This is a genomic window from Pseudomonas sp. GW823-FHT02C02, assembly GCF_058797635.1.
The window spans coordinates 359116-374462 of record NZ_JBXAJV010000005.1 but is presented as its reverse complement, the minus strand read 5'-3'; the positions used below and the strand labels follow the sequence as shown (position 1 = coordinate 374462).

15 protein-coding genes are annotated in these 15347 nt (G+C 58.9%); 1 reads left to right on the top strand and 14 read right to left on the bottom strand.

The window, feature by feature from the left end; genetic code table 11:
• Positions 1 to 376 precede the first annotated feature (376 nt).
• The 8 genes from rpoS to AC1ROI_RS11665 all read right to left on the bottom strand — a co-directional run bounded on the left by rpoS (position 377) and on the right by AC1ROI_RS11665 (position 7511).
• Positions 377 to 1384, bottom strand: coding sequence for an RNA polymerase sigma factor RpoS (gene rpoS / locus AC1ROI_RS11700; protein ID WP_010462770.1), 1008 nt, complete (start codon positions 1382 to 1384; stop codon positions 377 to 379).
• A gap of 105 nt (positions 1385 to 1489) precedes the next feature.
• On the bottom strand, positions 1490 to 2347 hold the full coding sequence (locus tag AC1ROI_RS11695; RefSeq protein WP_083374911.1) for a peptidoglycan DD-metalloendopeptidase family protein: 858 nt from the start codon (positions 2345 to 2347) through the stop codon (positions 1490 to 1492).
• A gap of 211 nt (positions 2348 to 2558) precedes the next feature.
• On the bottom strand, positions 2559 to 3194 hold the full coding sequence (locus tag AC1ROI_RS11690) for a protein-L-isoaspartate(D-aspartate) O-methyltransferase (RefSeq protein WP_010462773.1): 636 nt from the start codon (positions 3192 to 3194) through the stop codon (positions 2559 to 2561).
• A 41-nt stretch (positions 3195 to 3235) separates the two neighbouring features.
• Positions 3236 to 3985, bottom strand: a complete 750-nt coding sequence (gene surE, locus AC1ROI_RS11685; protein ID WP_077748335.1) for a 5'/3'-nucleotidase SurE — start codon at positions 3983 to 3985, stop codon at positions 3236 to 3238.
• Positions 3973 to 5031 carry a tRNA pseudouridine(13) synthase TruD gene (gene truD / locus AC1ROI_RS11680; protein WP_077748334.1) on the bottom strand — a complete coding sequence of 353 codons (1059 nt, stop codon included), beginning with the start codon at positions 5029 to 5031 and terminating at the stop codon, positions 3973 to 3975. The genes surE and truD overlap by 13 nt, the downstream gene beginning before the upstream one ends.
• Complete coding sequence (gene ispF / locus AC1ROI_RS11675; protein WP_010462780.1) at positions 5028 to 5501, bottom strand: 2-C-methyl-D-erythritol 2,4-cyclodiphosphate synthase; 474 nt, start codon at positions 5499 to 5501, stop codon at positions 5028 to 5030. Before ispF ends, truD begins: the two co-directional genes overlap by 4 nt.
• Before the next feature lie 43 nt (positions 5502 to 5544).
• Positions 5545 to 6390: an S-formylglutathione hydrolase gene (gene fghA, locus AC1ROI_RS11670; protein ID WP_102595157.1), complete on the bottom strand. Its 846-nt coding sequence runs from the start codon at positions 6388 to 6390 to the stop codon at positions 5545 to 5547.
• Between the two features lie 8 nt (positions 6391 to 6398).
• On the bottom strand, positions 6399 to 7511 hold the full coding sequence (locus tag AC1ROI_RS11665; protein ID WP_010462785.1) for an S-(hydroxymethyl)glutathione dehydrogenase/class III alcohol dehydrogenase: 1113 nt from the start codon (positions 7509 to 7511) through the stop codon (positions 6399 to 6401).
• Between the two features lie 107 nt (positions 7512 to 7618).
• Here AC1ROI_RS11665 and AC1ROI_RS11660 point away from each other — a divergent pair, with 107 nt between their 5' ends.
• Positions 7619 to 8515 (top strand): LysR substrate-binding domain-containing protein, encoded by an 897-nt coding sequence (locus tag AC1ROI_RS11660; protein WP_010462786.1) that lies wholly within the window; start codon positions 7619 to 7621, stop codon positions 8513 to 8515.
• Between the two features lie 136 nt (positions 8516 to 8651).
• Here AC1ROI_RS11660 and ispD read toward each other — a convergent pair whose 3' ends face one another.
• The 6 genes from ispD to tilS all read right to left on the bottom strand — a co-directional run bounded on the left by ispD (position 8652) and on the right by tilS (position 15337).
• Positions 8652 to 9359, bottom strand: coding sequence for a 2-C-methyl-D-erythritol 4-phosphate cytidylyltransferase (gene ispD, locus AC1ROI_RS11655; protein WP_010462788.1), 708 nt, complete (start codon positions 9357 to 9359; stop codon positions 8652 to 8654).
• On the bottom strand, positions 9356 to 9634 hold the full coding sequence (gene ftsB / locus AC1ROI_RS11650) for a cell division protein FtsB (protein WP_008028992.1): 279 nt from the start codon (positions 9632 to 9634) through the stop codon (positions 9356 to 9358). The genes ispD and ftsB overlap by 4 nt, the downstream gene beginning before the upstream one ends.
• 171 nt (positions 9635 to 9805) lie before the next feature.
• Positions 9806 to 11095: a phosphopyruvate hydratase gene (eno, locus tag AC1ROI_RS11645; protein WP_010462792.1), complete on the bottom strand. Its 1290-nt coding sequence runs from the start codon at positions 11093 to 11095 to the stop codon at positions 9806 to 9808.
• Between the two features lie 156 nt (positions 11096 to 11251).
• Positions 11252 to 12097, bottom strand: a complete 846-nt coding sequence (kdsA, locus tag AC1ROI_RS11640; RefSeq protein ID WP_010462794.1) for a 3-deoxy-8-phosphooctulonate synthase — start codon at positions 12095 to 12097, stop codon at positions 11252 to 11254.
• Positions 12098 to 12102: 5 nt separating this feature from the next.
• On the bottom strand, positions 12103 to 13734 hold the full coding sequence (gene pyrG, locus AC1ROI_RS11635; protein WP_010462795.1) for a CTP synthase: 1632 nt from the start codon (positions 13732 to 13734) through the stop codon (positions 12103 to 12105).
• A gap of 274 nt (positions 13735 to 14008) precedes the next feature.
• Entirely contained in the window at positions 14009 to 15337 is a 1329-nt protein-coding gene (tilS, locus tag AC1ROI_RS11630) for a tRNA lysidine(34) synthetase TilS (RefSeq protein ID WP_102599426.1), read from the bottom strand.
• Between the last annotated feature and the right edge of the window lie 10 nt (positions 15338 to 15347).

Below are 15347 nucleotides of genomic sequence, written 5' to 3'. Positions count from 1 at the left end.
CCCTGTGTTCCTTTTCATCGTCCTGATGAATCGCTTCCCTGCGATGTCCATTCCCCTCATCCTTGAAGGGTGTGTCTGTCCGTTGACACAGTTCAGATACTAGAGAGTTCCCCACCAAGCGCAATCGCTCCCAATCCGCAAAACTCTCTGTCATATGCTTTTAATCTTTATTAATAACTATATAAATCAACTAGATAACTCGAACAGACGTAACAGATGAGCGACTGCCACACTGTAAAAATAACGAACACTTACGAAAGAGTAAGCAAAGACTTACAGCGCGAAACTACAATCCTGAGGCGCTTGCCAGCCATCTCCCAGGCATTAAAAAACCCCGAACCAGTCGGGGTTTTTTAATGCTACTCAAGCGCGTTGCTTACTGAAACAGCGACTCGCTCGACAGGCCGTTCTTCTCGAGAATCTCCCGAAGACGTTTCAGGCCTTCCACCTGAATCTGTCTGACCCGTTCCCGGGTCAGGCCGATCTCCAGGCCCACGTCTTCAAGTGTGCTGCTCTCGTGACCGCGCAGGCCGAAGCGGCGTACCACCACTTCGCGTTGCTTGTCGGTCAGTTCCGAAAGCCATTGATCGATGCTCTGGGACAGGTCGTCATCCTGCAACAGCTCACATGGATCGGTTGGTCGGTCATCTGTAAGGGTGTCCAGCAGGGTTTTATCCGAATCCGGACCCAGCGAGACGTCGACCGAAGAAACCCGCTCGTTCAAGCCAAGCATGCGCTTGACCTCTGCCACTGGTTTTTCCAGCAGGTTGGCGATTTCTTCGGGTGAGGGTTCGTGATCGAGTTTTTGGGTCAGCTCTCGTGCAGCCCGCAGGTACACGTTGAGCTCTTTGACCACATGGATCGGCAACCGGATGGTCCGGGTCTGATTCATGATTGCGCGCTCGATGGTCTGACGAATCCACCAGGTTGCGTAGGTTGAAAAGCGGAAGCCGCGCTCAGGATCGAATTTCTCCACTGCCCGGATCAGTCCGAGGTTGCCCTCTTCGATCAGGTCCAGCAGCGACAACCCACGATTGACGTAACGCCGGGCGATTTTCACCACCAGCCGCAGGTTGCTTTCAATCATGCGTTTGCGCCCGGCCGGATCACCACTTTGCGACAGACGCGCAAAATGAACTTCTTCTTCCGGGGAGAGCAGCGGGGAAAAGCCGATTTCATTGAGGTACAGTTGCGTGGCATCAAGTGCCCGCGTGTAGTCGATGTACTTGTGTTGCTTTAGCGAAGCGGAGTGTTTGGATTTGGCACGAACGGAAGGTGGAGCAGCCCCTTCATCATTCGACATCGAATCCGTAGCGATGCCGGTCTCCATAAGGAGAACCTCATCGTCGATGTCAAACTCCGGCACTTCTTTACTGAGAGCCATTGTTATAGTCCTTTGGTGAGTTCGACCCCAAGCTCAAGCGGCGCCTTTATCCTTGGCAACGCTGGAGCCTGTCCCCTCTACGTGACGGAACAGGCTGGTAACAAATCAACGACGTGGCAGGAACTGCAGTGGATCTACAGGTTTACCTTGTCGGCGAATCTCAAAATGCAGTTTCACCCGGTCTGTACCCGTTGACCCCATTTCGGCAATTGTCTGTCCGACCTTGACCTGCTGCCCCTCCCGAACCAACAGCCTGCGGTTATGTCCGTAGGCACTGACGTAGGTGTCGCTGTGTTTGATGATGACTAATTCGCCGTAGCCCCTTAAGCCACTCCCGGCGTATACCACCGTCCCATCAGACGCAGCTAAAACAGGCTGTCCCAAATCCCCGGCGATATCAATTCCTTTATTCAAACTACCGTTTGAGGAGAACTTTCCAATCAGAATGCCATTAGATGGCCATCCCCAGCCGGTCGGGGCCGGGCCGGCAGGAGGCATCGGAGCGGGGGTCGGCTTGCTGGCGACGGACGGTGCAACCACCGCTGTGCTGGTGGTTGCGCCATTTGGCTGGCGCCGGATTACCGTGGTTTTCAGCGACGACGAAGGCGTTGAATCGGTAGCACTGGCTACCGGCGCCGACGTTGATCCGGTGCGACCGTCAAAGCGAATTGTCTGACCCGGATGGATCGTATACGGCGTAGGAATATTGTTCCGTGCGGCGAGGGCTTTGTAGTCCCAGCCGTAGCGAAAAGCGATCGAGAACAACGTATCTTTTGGTCGAACGACGTATTGACCCGTGGTCACCGCCGGACGCTGGGCGACGGACTTGTTGCGATCGACGACACGCACGTCACTCGTTTTGGAACTGGAGCAACCGACCAGCAAGGTGCTCAAGACGAGGCCAGTCACCAGGCGCTGAAAGCTCTTTGTACCCATACGCTGCGCAATGACTGTGAGACTCACCCGCCGCTCCCTTTTTGGTGGCTGAAATAGTGGATTGCCGTGTTTCGGCACGAAATGTCGCAAGTATAACGGGCCGAACAGGCTTTACCTTTAATGAAGCGAAATCGCTTCGCGCACACGTTTGCTGCCTGCCGATGAATCCTGTTTAACCCATCTATGCCGCTGTAAGACCCGGGCAATCGAAGAGAATTCAGCGTACTTGAACAAATGCTCAGGCCAGCGGCCCGTTGAGCAGTGGCACGAAGCGAACCGACCCCAGAACACGACGTGAAAAGCCTTGTTCTTCGCGGATGATCAGCATCAGTTGCTGCACCTCACCGGAGCCGACAGGAATCACCAGCCGCCCGCCAGGCGCCAATTGATCCAGCAACGCCTGGGGCACATCGGTCGCCACTGCGGTCACGATAATGCCGTTGTATGGCGCCAGTGCCGGCCAGCCTTCCCAGCCATCGCCCCAGCGAAACACCACATTGCGCAGGTTCAGCTCCACCAGGCGTTCCTTGGCCCGGTCCTGCAACACCTTGATGCGCTCCACGGAGAACACCCGTTCAACCAGCTGCGACAGCACCGCCGTCTGGTAACCCGAGCCGGTACCGATTTCCATCACCTTGTCCAAGGGACCGGCCTCCAGCAGCAGCTCGCTCATGCGCGCCACCATATAAGGCTGGGAGATGGTCTGGTTGTGTCCGATCGGCAGGGCCGTGTCTTCGTAGGCGCGATGAGCCAGCGCTTCGTCGACGAACAGGTGACGCGGTGTACGACGGATGACTTCCAGCACCTTGGCGTTGGAAACCCCTTCCTCATACAGACGCTGAATCAGGCGCTCGCGGGTTCGTTGCGAGGTCATCCCGATGCCGCGACGCAGAATATCGTCTTGTTCACGAGCCATTAGCGCAACCCCTCCAACCAGCCATCGAGACTTCTGAAGGCATCATTGAAGGTGCGATCCAGTTGCAGCGGAGTAATCGAGACAAAGCCCTGCATCACCGCATGAAAGTCGGTGCCCGGGCCACCATCCTCGGCGTCCCCGGCGGCGGCGATCCAGTAACCGGACTTGCCGCGCGGGTCGACCACTTTCATCGGTGCCGCAGCACGTGCGCGGTGCCCGAGACGGGTCAGCTGAATACCGCGAATGTGGTCCAGCGGCAAATTGGGAATATTCACGCTCAGTACCGTACGCGGTGGCAAGTCGAGGTCAGCGTGGGCCTCGACCAGTTTGCGCGCAAAGTAAGCGGCCGTGGGAAGGTTCTCCACTTGCCGTGAGACCAACGAAAAGGCGAACGAAGGACGCTCAAGGAAACGCCCCTCGAGTGCCGCCGCAACGGTGCCGGAATACAGCACGTCGTCGCCCAGGTTGGCGCCCAGGTTGATGCCGGAAACCACCATGTCCGGTTCGCGCTCCAGCAAGCCGTTAAGGCCCAGGTGCACGCAATCGGTGGGTGTGCCGTTCAGGCTGATAAAGCCGTTGGCCAGGGTTTGCGGGTGCAACGGACGGTCAAGCGTCAGCGAACTGCTGGCGCCGCTTTTGTCCTGGTCCGGGGCGATAACCACGCACTCGGTGTAATCCGCCAGCGCAGCATAAAGCGCGGCGAGACCGGGTGCGGCTACCCCATCGTCGTTAGAAATCAGAATACGCATGGGCTGTCCGTCTGCCCCACCGGCACCAGATCAACAAGCTCGCGCACCAATACGGTGGCAAAGCATCCGGCCGGGAGGACGAATTCCAGTTGCAGAATGTCAGGCTCCGGATAATGCCACGTCAACCCACCAATGGGCAGCCGCAGGATGCGACGTTCGTGGTTCATTCCGGCGTTAATCAACCAATCGCGCAGATCCGCTTCGCGAGCGGCGATTGCCTGCTCCAGTACATGGACAGCGCCGGTCGCCGGCGAGTCACCTTCGCCCCACTGGGGACCGGTCGGGTGCAGGTCGAGAATTGCCAGGCGCGGGTCGCTGCACTCGGCTTCACCTGCCGGAAAAAAACTGCGGCTGTCGGTGAAGGCCAGCAGATCGCCAACCTGCGCTTGCTGCCAGGTGCCATCGGCCACACGCGCCGCCAATACCTGGTTGAACAGGAAGCTGCGGGCAGTGGAGAGCAGACGCGAACGGACATTGCGCTGCTCCGGCAACGCCTTGCGCGCGGCCCAGGCACGGGCATCGACCACGTTACCGCCATCAAAGCCGAAACGCTGGGCACCGAAATAATTGGGAATACCTTGCTTGGCGATCAGCTGCAGCCGCTCTTCAATCGCGGCTTTGTCGCCAGCGAATTGCGTCAGGCGCAAGGTGAAGCCATTCGCCGAATGGGCACCGCGTTGCAGCTTGCGCTTGTGCCGACCGGTCTTGAGGATTTTCAGCGTGTCGTTTTCGGCCGCCGACAAATCAGGGTCGGCCTTGCCCGGCAGCTGCACGCTGAACCACTGGCGAGTCAGCGCCTGACGATCCTTGAGGCCTGCATAGCTGACGGTGCGCAATGGCACACCCGCCGCCTTGGCAATGCGCCGTGCCGCTTCTTCGGTATTGAGACCGCGCTTTTCCACCCAGATCCACAAGTGTTCGCCATCGCCACTGAGGGGGATATCGAGTACTTCATCGACCTGAAAATCTTCTGCGGTGGCTTTCAGAACCGCCGTACCGAGGGCGTCGCCATAGGCTCGCGGGCCGAGCAATTGCGCTTCGTTCATGCGCGCAGCAACAAGGCAACGGAATGCACGGCAATGCCTTCTTCGCGACCGACAAAGCCAAGCTTTTCGGTGGTGGTAGCTTTCACGTTCACTTGATCCAACTCAACTTGAAGATCCGCGGCAATCAGCGCGCGCATCGATTCGATATGCGGGGCCATTTTCGGCGCCTGGGCGACGATGGTGTTATCGACGTTGCCGACTTTCCAGCCTTTGGCGTGGATCAGTGCGACGACGTGACGCAACAGCACGCGGCTGTCGGCGCCCTTGAACGTCGGGTCGGTGTCCGGGAAGTGCTTGCCGATATCACCCAGCGCAGCGGCGCCGAGCAAGGCATCGCTCAAGGCGTGCAGCAGGACGTCACCGTCGGAGTGAGCGAGCAGCCCGAAACCGTGTGCAATGCGCACACCGCCCAGAGTAATGAAATCGCCTTCAGCGAAACGGTGCACATCATAGCCGTGGCCAATACGCATAAAAAAACGCCCCGATTTTTGTCAGGGCGTGATTCTACCTGCATTAGGCGCCTAGAGCGCGTGCGTGATGCTGCAAGTGGTCGTCAATGAAGCTGGCGATGAAGAAATAGCTGTGGTCGTAGCCCGGTTGCAGGCGCAACGTCAGCGGATGACCGGCCAGTTTGGCCGTCTGTTGCAAGGCTTCAGGCTTGAGTTGAGTCGCCAGGAAATCATCACGATCGCCTTGATCGACCAGCAACGGCAACTTTTCGTCGGCCTCGGCGATCAGTGCGCAGGCATCCCATTCGCGCCACTTCGAGCGGTCTTCGCCCAGGTAGCGGGAAAACGCTTTCTGCCCCCACGGGCAATCCATCGGATTGTTGATCGGCGAGAACGCCGACACCGATTGGTAACGCCCCGGATTGCGCAAGGCGCAGACCAGCGCCCCGTGGCCACCCATGGAGTGACCGCTGATGCCGCGCTTGTCCGACGCCGGGAAATGGGCTTCGACCAATGCCGGCAATTCCTGCACGACATAGTCATGCATCCGATAGTGCCGGGACCAGGGTTCCTGCGTGGCATTCAGATAAAACCCGGCACCGAGACCGAAGTCCCAGGCGCCGTCCGGATCACCTGGAACATCGGGTCCGCGAGGGCTGGTGTCCGGCGCAACGATGATCAACCCAAGCTCGGCGGCCATGCGCATCGCGCCGGCCTTGTGCATGAAGTTTTCGTCGGTACAGGTCAGGCCGGACAACCAATACAGCACCGGCAACTTGCCGCCCTGCTCCGCCTGCGGCGGCAGGTACACGGCGAACACCATGTCGCAGCCGAGGACATCGGAGCGGTGCTTGTAGCGTTTGTGCCAGCCACCGAAGCTTTTCTGGCAGGTGATATTTTCCAGGCTCATGACCGACCTCAGAAATGGATGACGCTACGGATGCTTTTGCCTTCGTGCATCAGGTCGAAAGCCTTGTTGATGTCTTCCAGGCCCATGGTGTGGGTGATAAACGTATCCAGCGGGATTTCGCCGGTTTCGGCCATCTCGACGTAGCTTGGCAATTCGGTACGACCGCGCACGCCGCCGAATGCCGAACCGCGCCAGACACGACCGGTCACCAGCTGGAATGGACGGGTTGAGATTTCCTGGCCGGCACCGGCCACACCGATAATCACCGACTCACCCCAACCCTTGTGGCAGCACTCAAGGGCCGCACGCATCAATTGCACATTGCCGATGCACTCGAAGGAAAAGTCGACGCCGCCGTCAGTCATGTCGACGATGACTTCCTGGATCGGACGGTCGAAATCTTTCGGGTTCACGCAGTCGGTTGCACCGAGCTGCTTGGCGATCTCGAACTTCGCCGGGTTGATGTCGATGGCGATGATGCGACCAGCCTTGGCCTTGACCGCACCGATGATGGCTGACAAACCGATGCCGCCCAGACCGAAAATGGCGACGGTATCACCTGGTTTTACCTTGGCGGTATTGAGGACTGCACCGATACCGGTGGTGACACCGCAGCCCAGCAGGCAGACTTTTTCCAGTGGTGCTTCTTTTGGAATTTTGGCGACGGAGATTTCCGGCAGCACGGTGTACTCGGAGAATGTCGAGGTCCCCATGTAGTGGAAAATTGGCTGGCCCTTGTAGGAAAAGCGCGAAGTGCCATCCGGCATCAGGCCCTTGCCTTGAGTCGCGCGAATCGCCTGACACAAGTTGGTTTTGCCCGACAGACAGAATTTGCACTGACGGCATTCCGGGGTGTACAGCGGGATCACATGGTCGCCAACCGCGACGGAGGTCACGCCCTCACCGATTGCCTCAACCACCGCGCCACCTTCGTGACCGAGGATCGACGGGAAGATGCCTTCCGGGTCAGCGCCCGACAGGGTGTAGGCATCGGTATGGCAGACACCGGAGGCCACCACTCGCAACAGAACTTCACCGGCCTTGGGCATGGCGACATCGACTTCGACGATCTCGAGGGGTTTCTTGGCCTCGAAGGCAACGGCAGCGCGCGACTTGATCATGTGGATTCTCCAGTGAATAAAAACGAGACAGGGAGTGTAATACAGCGCGCTACGAGGAATAATCCGGGCAAAAGCAAAACATTATTGCCACACAGGGATAATCCTGGATGTCTGAAAACCGCTGGGAAGGAATCGACGAGTTCGTCGCCGTGGCCGAGTGCAGCCAATTCACGGCGGCGGCGGAACGCCTTGGGGTTTCTTCCTCTCACATCAGTCGACAAATCGCACGCCTCGAAGAGCGCCTTCAGACGCGACTGCTTTACCGCAGCACTCGCCGGGTGACGCTGACCGAAGCCGGGCAAACCTTTTTGCAACATTGCCAGCGCTTGCAGGACGGTCGCGAAGAAGCCTTGCGCGCGGTCGGCGACCTGACCAGCGAGCCTAAAGGCATGCTGCGCATGACCTGCGCCGTGGCGTATGGCGAACGCTTCATCGTGCCATTGGTAACCCGTTTCATGGGCCTTTATCCACAACTGCGCGTCGACATTGAATTGAGCAACCGTCCTCTCGACCTGGTGCACGAAGGGCTGGACCTGGCAATCCGCCTCGGGCGTCTCCAGGATTCGCGACTGGTCGCCACGCGCCTGGCACCACGGCGGATGTATTTGTGCGCGTCGCCGTCCTACGTGGAACGGTATGGTCGCCCACACAGTTTGTCGGAACTCAGCCGCCACAATTGCCTGATCGGCAGTTCGGACATGTGGCAACTGGAGCAGAACGGGCGGGAATTTTCACAACGGGTGCAGGGAAACTGGCGCTGCAACAGTGGGCAAGCGGTTCTGGATGCGGCACTACAGGGTGTCGGGTTGTGTCAGCTGCCAGACTATTACGTGCTGGAGCACCTGAAAAACGGCGAATTGATTTCATTGCTGGAGGCGCACCAGCCACCGAACACGGCGGTTTGGGCGCTGTATCCACAGCAGCGGCATCTGTCGCCGAAGGTGCGCAAGTTGGTGGATTATTTGAAGCAAGGGTTGGCTGAGCGGCCGGAGTATCGAACTTAGCTCGGATTGCCGCTTTCAGTGACAGTTTTGCTGATTGATAGAACGCCATCGCGAGCAGGCTCAGTGCTACAGGGAAATTCATTCCAATGCAGGAGTGAGCCTGCTCGCGATGGCGGTTGAACAGCCAATGAGCGACTCAGCGGCGATTAGCCCAACGCTGGCGAAGCCATTCAAGATCTTCAGGGCGAGTAACCTTGAGATTATCGGACCGCCCTTCAATCAGACGCGGCGCCAATCCAGCCCACTCCATGGCCGACGCTTCATCAGTCACCAAGGCATCCGCCACCAGACTGTCCGCCAATGCCCGATGCAACGCGCCGAGGCGAAACATCTGCGGCGTGTACGCCTGCCAGATCACGCTGCGATCCACGGTTTCAACCACACGACCGTGCTTGTCGACCCGTTTGAGCGTATCGCGGGCAGGAACTGCCAGCAGCCCGCCCACTGGATCGTCCGCCAACTCACCCAGCAACTTATCAAGATCATCACGCGAAAGATTCGGCCGTGCAGCATCGTGAACCAGCACCCAGTCTTCATCGTCAGCACCTTGAGCGTGCAGATGCAGCAAGGCATTGAGCACTGACCCGGAACGCTCGTCGCCGCCCTCGACCCGCTGAATACGCGGATCGGCAGCACACGCCAGGTTCGGCCAGTAGGGATCATCAACAGCAAGACTGACCACCAACCCCTTCAGGGCAGGATGATCAAGGAAACAGCCAAGGCTGTGTTCTAGAATAGTGCGCCCGCCCAATTGCAAGTATTGCTTGGGACGGTCTGCGGCCATACGGGCACCGACGCCCGCGGCAGGAATCACGGCCCAGAAGGCCGGTAACGAGTTATTCATTGAGCCAACTGGTAAAGGGTTTCACCGTCCTTGACCATGCCCAACTCATGACGAGCCCGCTCTTCCACGGTCTCCATGCCTTTTTTCAACTCGCTGACTTCGGCGTCCATGACCCGATTGCGTTCCAGCAACCCTTCGTTCTCAGCGTGTTGATCTGCGATCTGCTGAGTCAGCTCAGCCACTTGCGCCAGACTGCCATTTCCCACCCACAGGCGGTATTGCAGGCCAGCCAGCAACAAGAGCAAGACGAGGAACAACCAATTGGGACTGCGCATCGAATATCAGGTATCCAGTGAAAAAAGACAGCCATGCCAAAACTTTGAAGCTTCTGATAGCACGAAGCCTGGAAGACCCAGGCTTGTGCTTATAAGGCATCAGATTAGTGGCAAATCCATCGCTGTAGCGATTTTTCCGACACAATCCGGTGTCTTTTTACCAGTTAACGATTAACCGCGGAATTCGCTGCGACCGTTGTACTTGGCTTTGCCATTCAACTGCTCTTCGATACGCAGCAGTTGGTTGTACTTGGACACGCGGTCCGAACGGCACAGGGAACCGGTCTTGATCTGGCCAGCCGCAGTGCCCACCGCCAGGTCGGCAATGGTCGAATCTTCGGTTTCGCCGGAGCGGTGCGAGATCACGGCAGTGTAACCAGCGGCCTTGGCCATCTGGATGGCTTCCAGGGTTTCGGTCAGGGTGCCGATCTGGTTGAACTTGATCAGGATCGAGTTGGCGATCTTTTTATCGATGCCTTCTTTCAGGATCTTGGTGTTGGTCACGAACAGGTCGTCGCCCACCAGTTGGGTCTTCTCGCCGATCTTGTCGGTGAGGATTTTCCAGCCAGCCCAGTCGGACTCGTCCAGGCCGTCTTCGATCGAGATGATCGGATAACGCTCGGTCAGGCCTTTCAGGTAGTCAGCGAAACCTTCGGCGGTGAACACCTGGCCTTCGCCGGACAGGTTGTATTTACCGTCTTCGTAGAATTCGCTGGCCGCGCAGTCCAGTGCCAGGGTCACGTCGGTACCCAGCTTGTAACCGGCGTTGGCCACGGCTTCGGAGATCACTTTCAACGCGTCTTCGTTGGAAGCCAGGTTCGGTGCGAAACCACCTTCGTCACCCACTGCGGTGCTCAGGCCACGGGCCTTCAGAACAGCTTTGAGGTGATGGAAAATCTCGGTGCCCATGCGCAGACCTTCCGAGAAAGACTTGGCGCCAACCGGCTGAACCATGAATTCCTGGATGTCGACGTTGTTATCGGCGTGCTCGCCACCGTTGATGATGTTCATCATCGGAACCGGCATCGAGTAGACACCCGGGGTGCCGTTCAGGTTGGCGATGTGCGCGTACAGCGGCAGGTCCTGGTCCTGTGCGGCGGCCTTGGCGGCGGCCAGGGAAACGGCGAGGATCGCGTTGGCGCCCAGGGAGCCTTTGTTTTCGGTGCCATCAAGCTTGATCATCGCGTGATCCAGTGCTTTCTGGTCGCTTGGGTCTGTACCCAGCAACAGATCGCGGATCGGACCGTTGATGTTGGCAACGGCTTTGAGTACGCCTTTGCCCAGGTAACGGCTCTTGTCGCCATCACGCAGCTCGAGCGCTTCACGCGAGCCAGTGGAAGCACCGGACGGCGCGCACGCGCTACCGATGATGCCGTTATCGAGAAGCACGTCCGCTTCCACGGTGGGATTGCCACGGGAGTCGAGAACTTCACGACCTTTGATGTCGACGATTTTTGCCATTGTTGTAAACACTCCAAAGTTGACGAAAACGACGCAGCTAGAGGAAATCTTTTACCGTCGGCAAGTGGTGTGCAGCGGGCAGACTTGCGGACGATAAGGCTCAGGCCCGAGGGCCTGAGCAACAAATCGTGCGGTACTTTACCGGAGAAATGAGGTTTACGCGGTCTCTACCGTCGGAAAACTCTTCACCAGTTCGTCCAGGGCTTTGAGCTGGGCCAGGAATGGCTCCAGTTTGTCCAGGCGCAAGGCGCAAGGGCCGTCGCACTTGGCGTTGTCCGGGTCCGGGTGGGCTTCGAGGAACAGACCGGCCAGCGACTGGCTCATGCCTGCCTTGGCCAGGTCAGTGACCTGGGCGCGACGACCGCCGGCGGAATCGGAGCGACCACCGGGCATTTGCAGCGCGTGGGTCACGTCGAAGAACACCGGGTATTCGAACTGCTTCATGATGCCGAAGCCAAGCATGTCGACGACCAGGTTGTTGTAGCCAAAGCTCGAACCGCGCTCGCAGAGGATCAACTGATCGTTACCCGCTTCCACGCATTTGCTCAGGATGTGTTTCATCTCATGCGGGGCGAGGAACTGGGCTTTCTTGATGTTGATCACCGCGCCGGTCTTGGCCATCGCGACCACCAGGTCAGTCTGGCGCGACAGGAAGGCCGGCAGCTGGATGATGTCGCAGACTTCAGCGACGACCGCGGCCTGGTCAGGTTCGTGGACGTCGGTGATGATCGGCACGCCGAAGGCTTGCTTGATGTCCTGGAAAATCCGCATGCCCTCTTCCAGGCCGGGGCCACGGTAAGAGGCCACGGAGGAACGGTTGGCCTTGTCGAAGCTGGCCTTGAACACGTAAGGGATACCGAGTTTCTCGGTGACCTTTACGTATTCTTCGCAGACCTGCATCGCCATGTCGCGGCTTTCCAGCACGTTCATGCCACCGAAAAGCACCATTGGCTTGTCGTTGGCAATCTCGATATCGCCTACACGGATGATCTTCTGCGCCATCGGATTTACGCCTTCTTCTGGTGTTGAACCAAAGCTGCTTTAACGAAACCGCTGAACAACGGGTGACCGTCGCGTGGTGTCGAGGTGAACTCAGGGTGGAACTGGCAAGCGACGAACCATGGATGATCCGGGGCTTCAACCACTTCGACCAGCGCGCCATCACCGGAACGACCGGAGATTTTCAGGCCGGCTTCCATGATTTGCGGCAGCAGGTTGTTGTTCACTTCGTAGCGATGACGGTGACGCTCGACGATCACGTCCTTGGCGTAGCAATCGTGCACCAGGGAACCCGGTTCCAGCAGGCAATCCTGAGCGCCGAGGCGCATGGTGCCGCCCAGGTCGGACGATTCGGTACGGGTTTCGACGGCGCCGGTGGCATCTTCCCACTCGGTGATCAGACCCACGACCGGATGACCGCTGGCGCGATCGAACTCGGTGGAGTTGGCGTCTTTCCAGCCCAGCACGTTACGAGCGAACTCGATCACGGCCACTTGCATGCCCAGGCAGATGCCGAGGTACGGAACCTTGTTTTCGCGAGCGTATTGAACGGCGGTGATCTTGCCTTCCACGCCACGCAGACCGAAGCCGCCCGGTACGAGGATCGCGTCGACACCTTCCAGCAGCGCGGTGCCCTGGTTTTCGATGTCTTCGGAATCGATGTAGCGCAGGTTGACCTTGGTGCGGTTGCTGATGCCGGCGTGACTCATCGCTTCGATCAGCGACTTGTAGGCGTCCAGCAGTTCCATGTACTTGCCGACCATCGCGATGGTGACTTCGTGTTCCGGGTTCAGCTTGGCGTCAACCACCGCTTCCCACTCGGACAGGTCCGCGCTGCCGCATTGCAGGCCGAAACGCTCGACGACGAAATCGTCCAGGCCCTGGGAGTGCAGGATGCCCGGGATCTTGTAGATGGTGTCGGCATCTTCCAGCGCGATCACCGCACGTTCTTCAACGTTGGTGAACTGCGCGATCTTGCGACGCGACGAGATGTCGATCGGGTGATCGGAACGGCACACCAGCACGTCTGGCTGCAGGCCGATGGAACGCAGTTCCTTGACCGAGTGCTGGGTTGGTTTGGTTTTGGTTTCGCCGGCAGTGGCGATGTACGGCACCAGCGTCAGGTGCATCAGCATCGCGCGCTTGGCGCCGACTTCGAAACGCAATTGACGGATCGCTTCGAGGAACGGTTGCGACTCGATGTCACCCACGGTGCCACCGATCTCGACCATCGCCACGTCGGCATCGCCGGCACCCTTGATGATGCGGCGCTTGATTTCGTCGGTGATGTGCGGGATCACCTGGATGGTTGCACCCAGGTAATCACCACGGCGCTCTTTGCGCAGGACGTGTTCGTAGACACGGCCGGTGGTGAAGTTGTTGTTCTGGGTCATGGTCGTGCGGATGAACCGCTCGTAGTGGCCCAGGTCCAGATCGGTCTCGGCGCCGTCGTGGGTGACGAACACTTCACCGTGCTGGAACGGGCTCATGGTGCCCGGGTCAACGTTGATGTACGGGTCCAGCTTCAGCATGGTGACCTTAAGTCCCCGCGCCTCCAGGATGGCCGCCAATGAAGCCGAGGCAATGCCTTTCCCCAATGAAGAAACAACACCGCCCGTGACGAATATGTAGCGCGTCATGAAAAACCCTAGAAGTCTGCGTTAAAGCGGTCCGAGCCGCCGGGGAAAGCGAAGGAAGGCCGAAGCCCCCGATCACCTGCATTAATCACAGTGCACCTTTCAAAAAAACCGCCGCGTTGGGACAGACCGGCAGATGAAACACCGGTACGTTGCTCGCTACACATTTTTTGGAATCGCCCAGCAAAGACTGCTTGGTAATCGGCAACTTCTGTAATTCAGGCGAATCCACAGAAGTTGTATCAAGAAGGGAGCGTAGTCTACCGGAAAGCCCCTTTCAGCTCAAACCTTGATCTTCGCTCAGTGGGTCCCACTGCAAATGCCAGCCCTCCTGCTCGTTGCCATCGAGGCCCCGCAGGTTGGCCACCGCCAGCAATTGCGCGTCCCGGTAAAGCAGCGGCAATCTGCCACGGACGAAGCCCGGAACCCCGCGTTCGTTGAGCAAACGCTTGAGATCCCGGTGGCCGCGCTCAGGCAGATTCATGACCTCGCCTCCTTCACGATAGCGGATTTGCAGCGGGCCGGCGGGGATTTGGCCGGTGATCGTAAGCTCGCCGTTTTCCGGTAAAACCAGCGTTGTCGAAGGATCAGCCCAAAGGCCGACTGGGGGGGGAACGCGCAGCCAACGACCCGCCAGCCACCAGATACGCCCACCCGCCCGATGCAATTCGCCCTCCGCCAATCGCCAGACCGGACGGGCATCACCCGTGGCATCGCGCAAATCATCCCAACCCGACCAATGGTCGCTATCCGGCAGCCGCGTCAATGCTGCAAGCCAGTGACTCAATGCGTTGCGCTGGCGCGCGGCAGAAAGCCAGACCAGCGGCGCCAACTCCAGGGATGGCAAACCCAGCCAATCGAATTCATTGGCGGTATTGGCGCTGGCCAGATCGATGTGGGCCAGCTCATCGAGCAACCCCTGCGCTTCGCTCAGATGCGCGGCAGTGCGAGCCATGGTTGCCGTCGCTTGCGGCCAGCGCTCGGTCAATACCGGGAACACTTGATGCCGCAGGTAGTTGCGTGAGAACTGACGGTCCTGGTTCGAAGGGTCCTCGATCCAGCTCAACCGATGCTCGGCCGCATAAGCCTCAAGCTCGGCGCGTGTGACATCGAGCAACGGACGCAAAAGATGCCCGCGACCCAGGACGCGCTCGCGCGGCATGCCGGACAAGCCCCTCACCCCTGCCCCGCGCAACAGCCGAAACAACAGGGTTTCCGCTTGGTCGTCCCGGTGCTGCGCGGTGAGTAGCAGCTCATTGGCTTGAGTGGCTTCAACGAAGGCGCCATAGCGCGCATCCCGGGCGGCACGCTCAAGGCTGGCGCCGGGCTGAACCTGAACGTGAACCACCTGCAGCGGCACACCCAGCGCGTCACAGACCGACTGACAATGTTGCGGCCACGCATCAGCCGCAGCCTGAAGGCCGTGGTGAACATAAATGGCGCTGAGCGCCGGCAGGGATTGGGTTTTTGCGAGGTGGGCAAGGAGGTGCAGCAGGACGGTGGAGTCGAGTCCGCCGGAGAAGGCGACGCGCCAGGTTGTGGCGTTGCGCCACGGCGCGAGATTCAGCAGAAGCCTGGTGGAGAGATCACGGGTTGGCAGACTCATATCGATCACT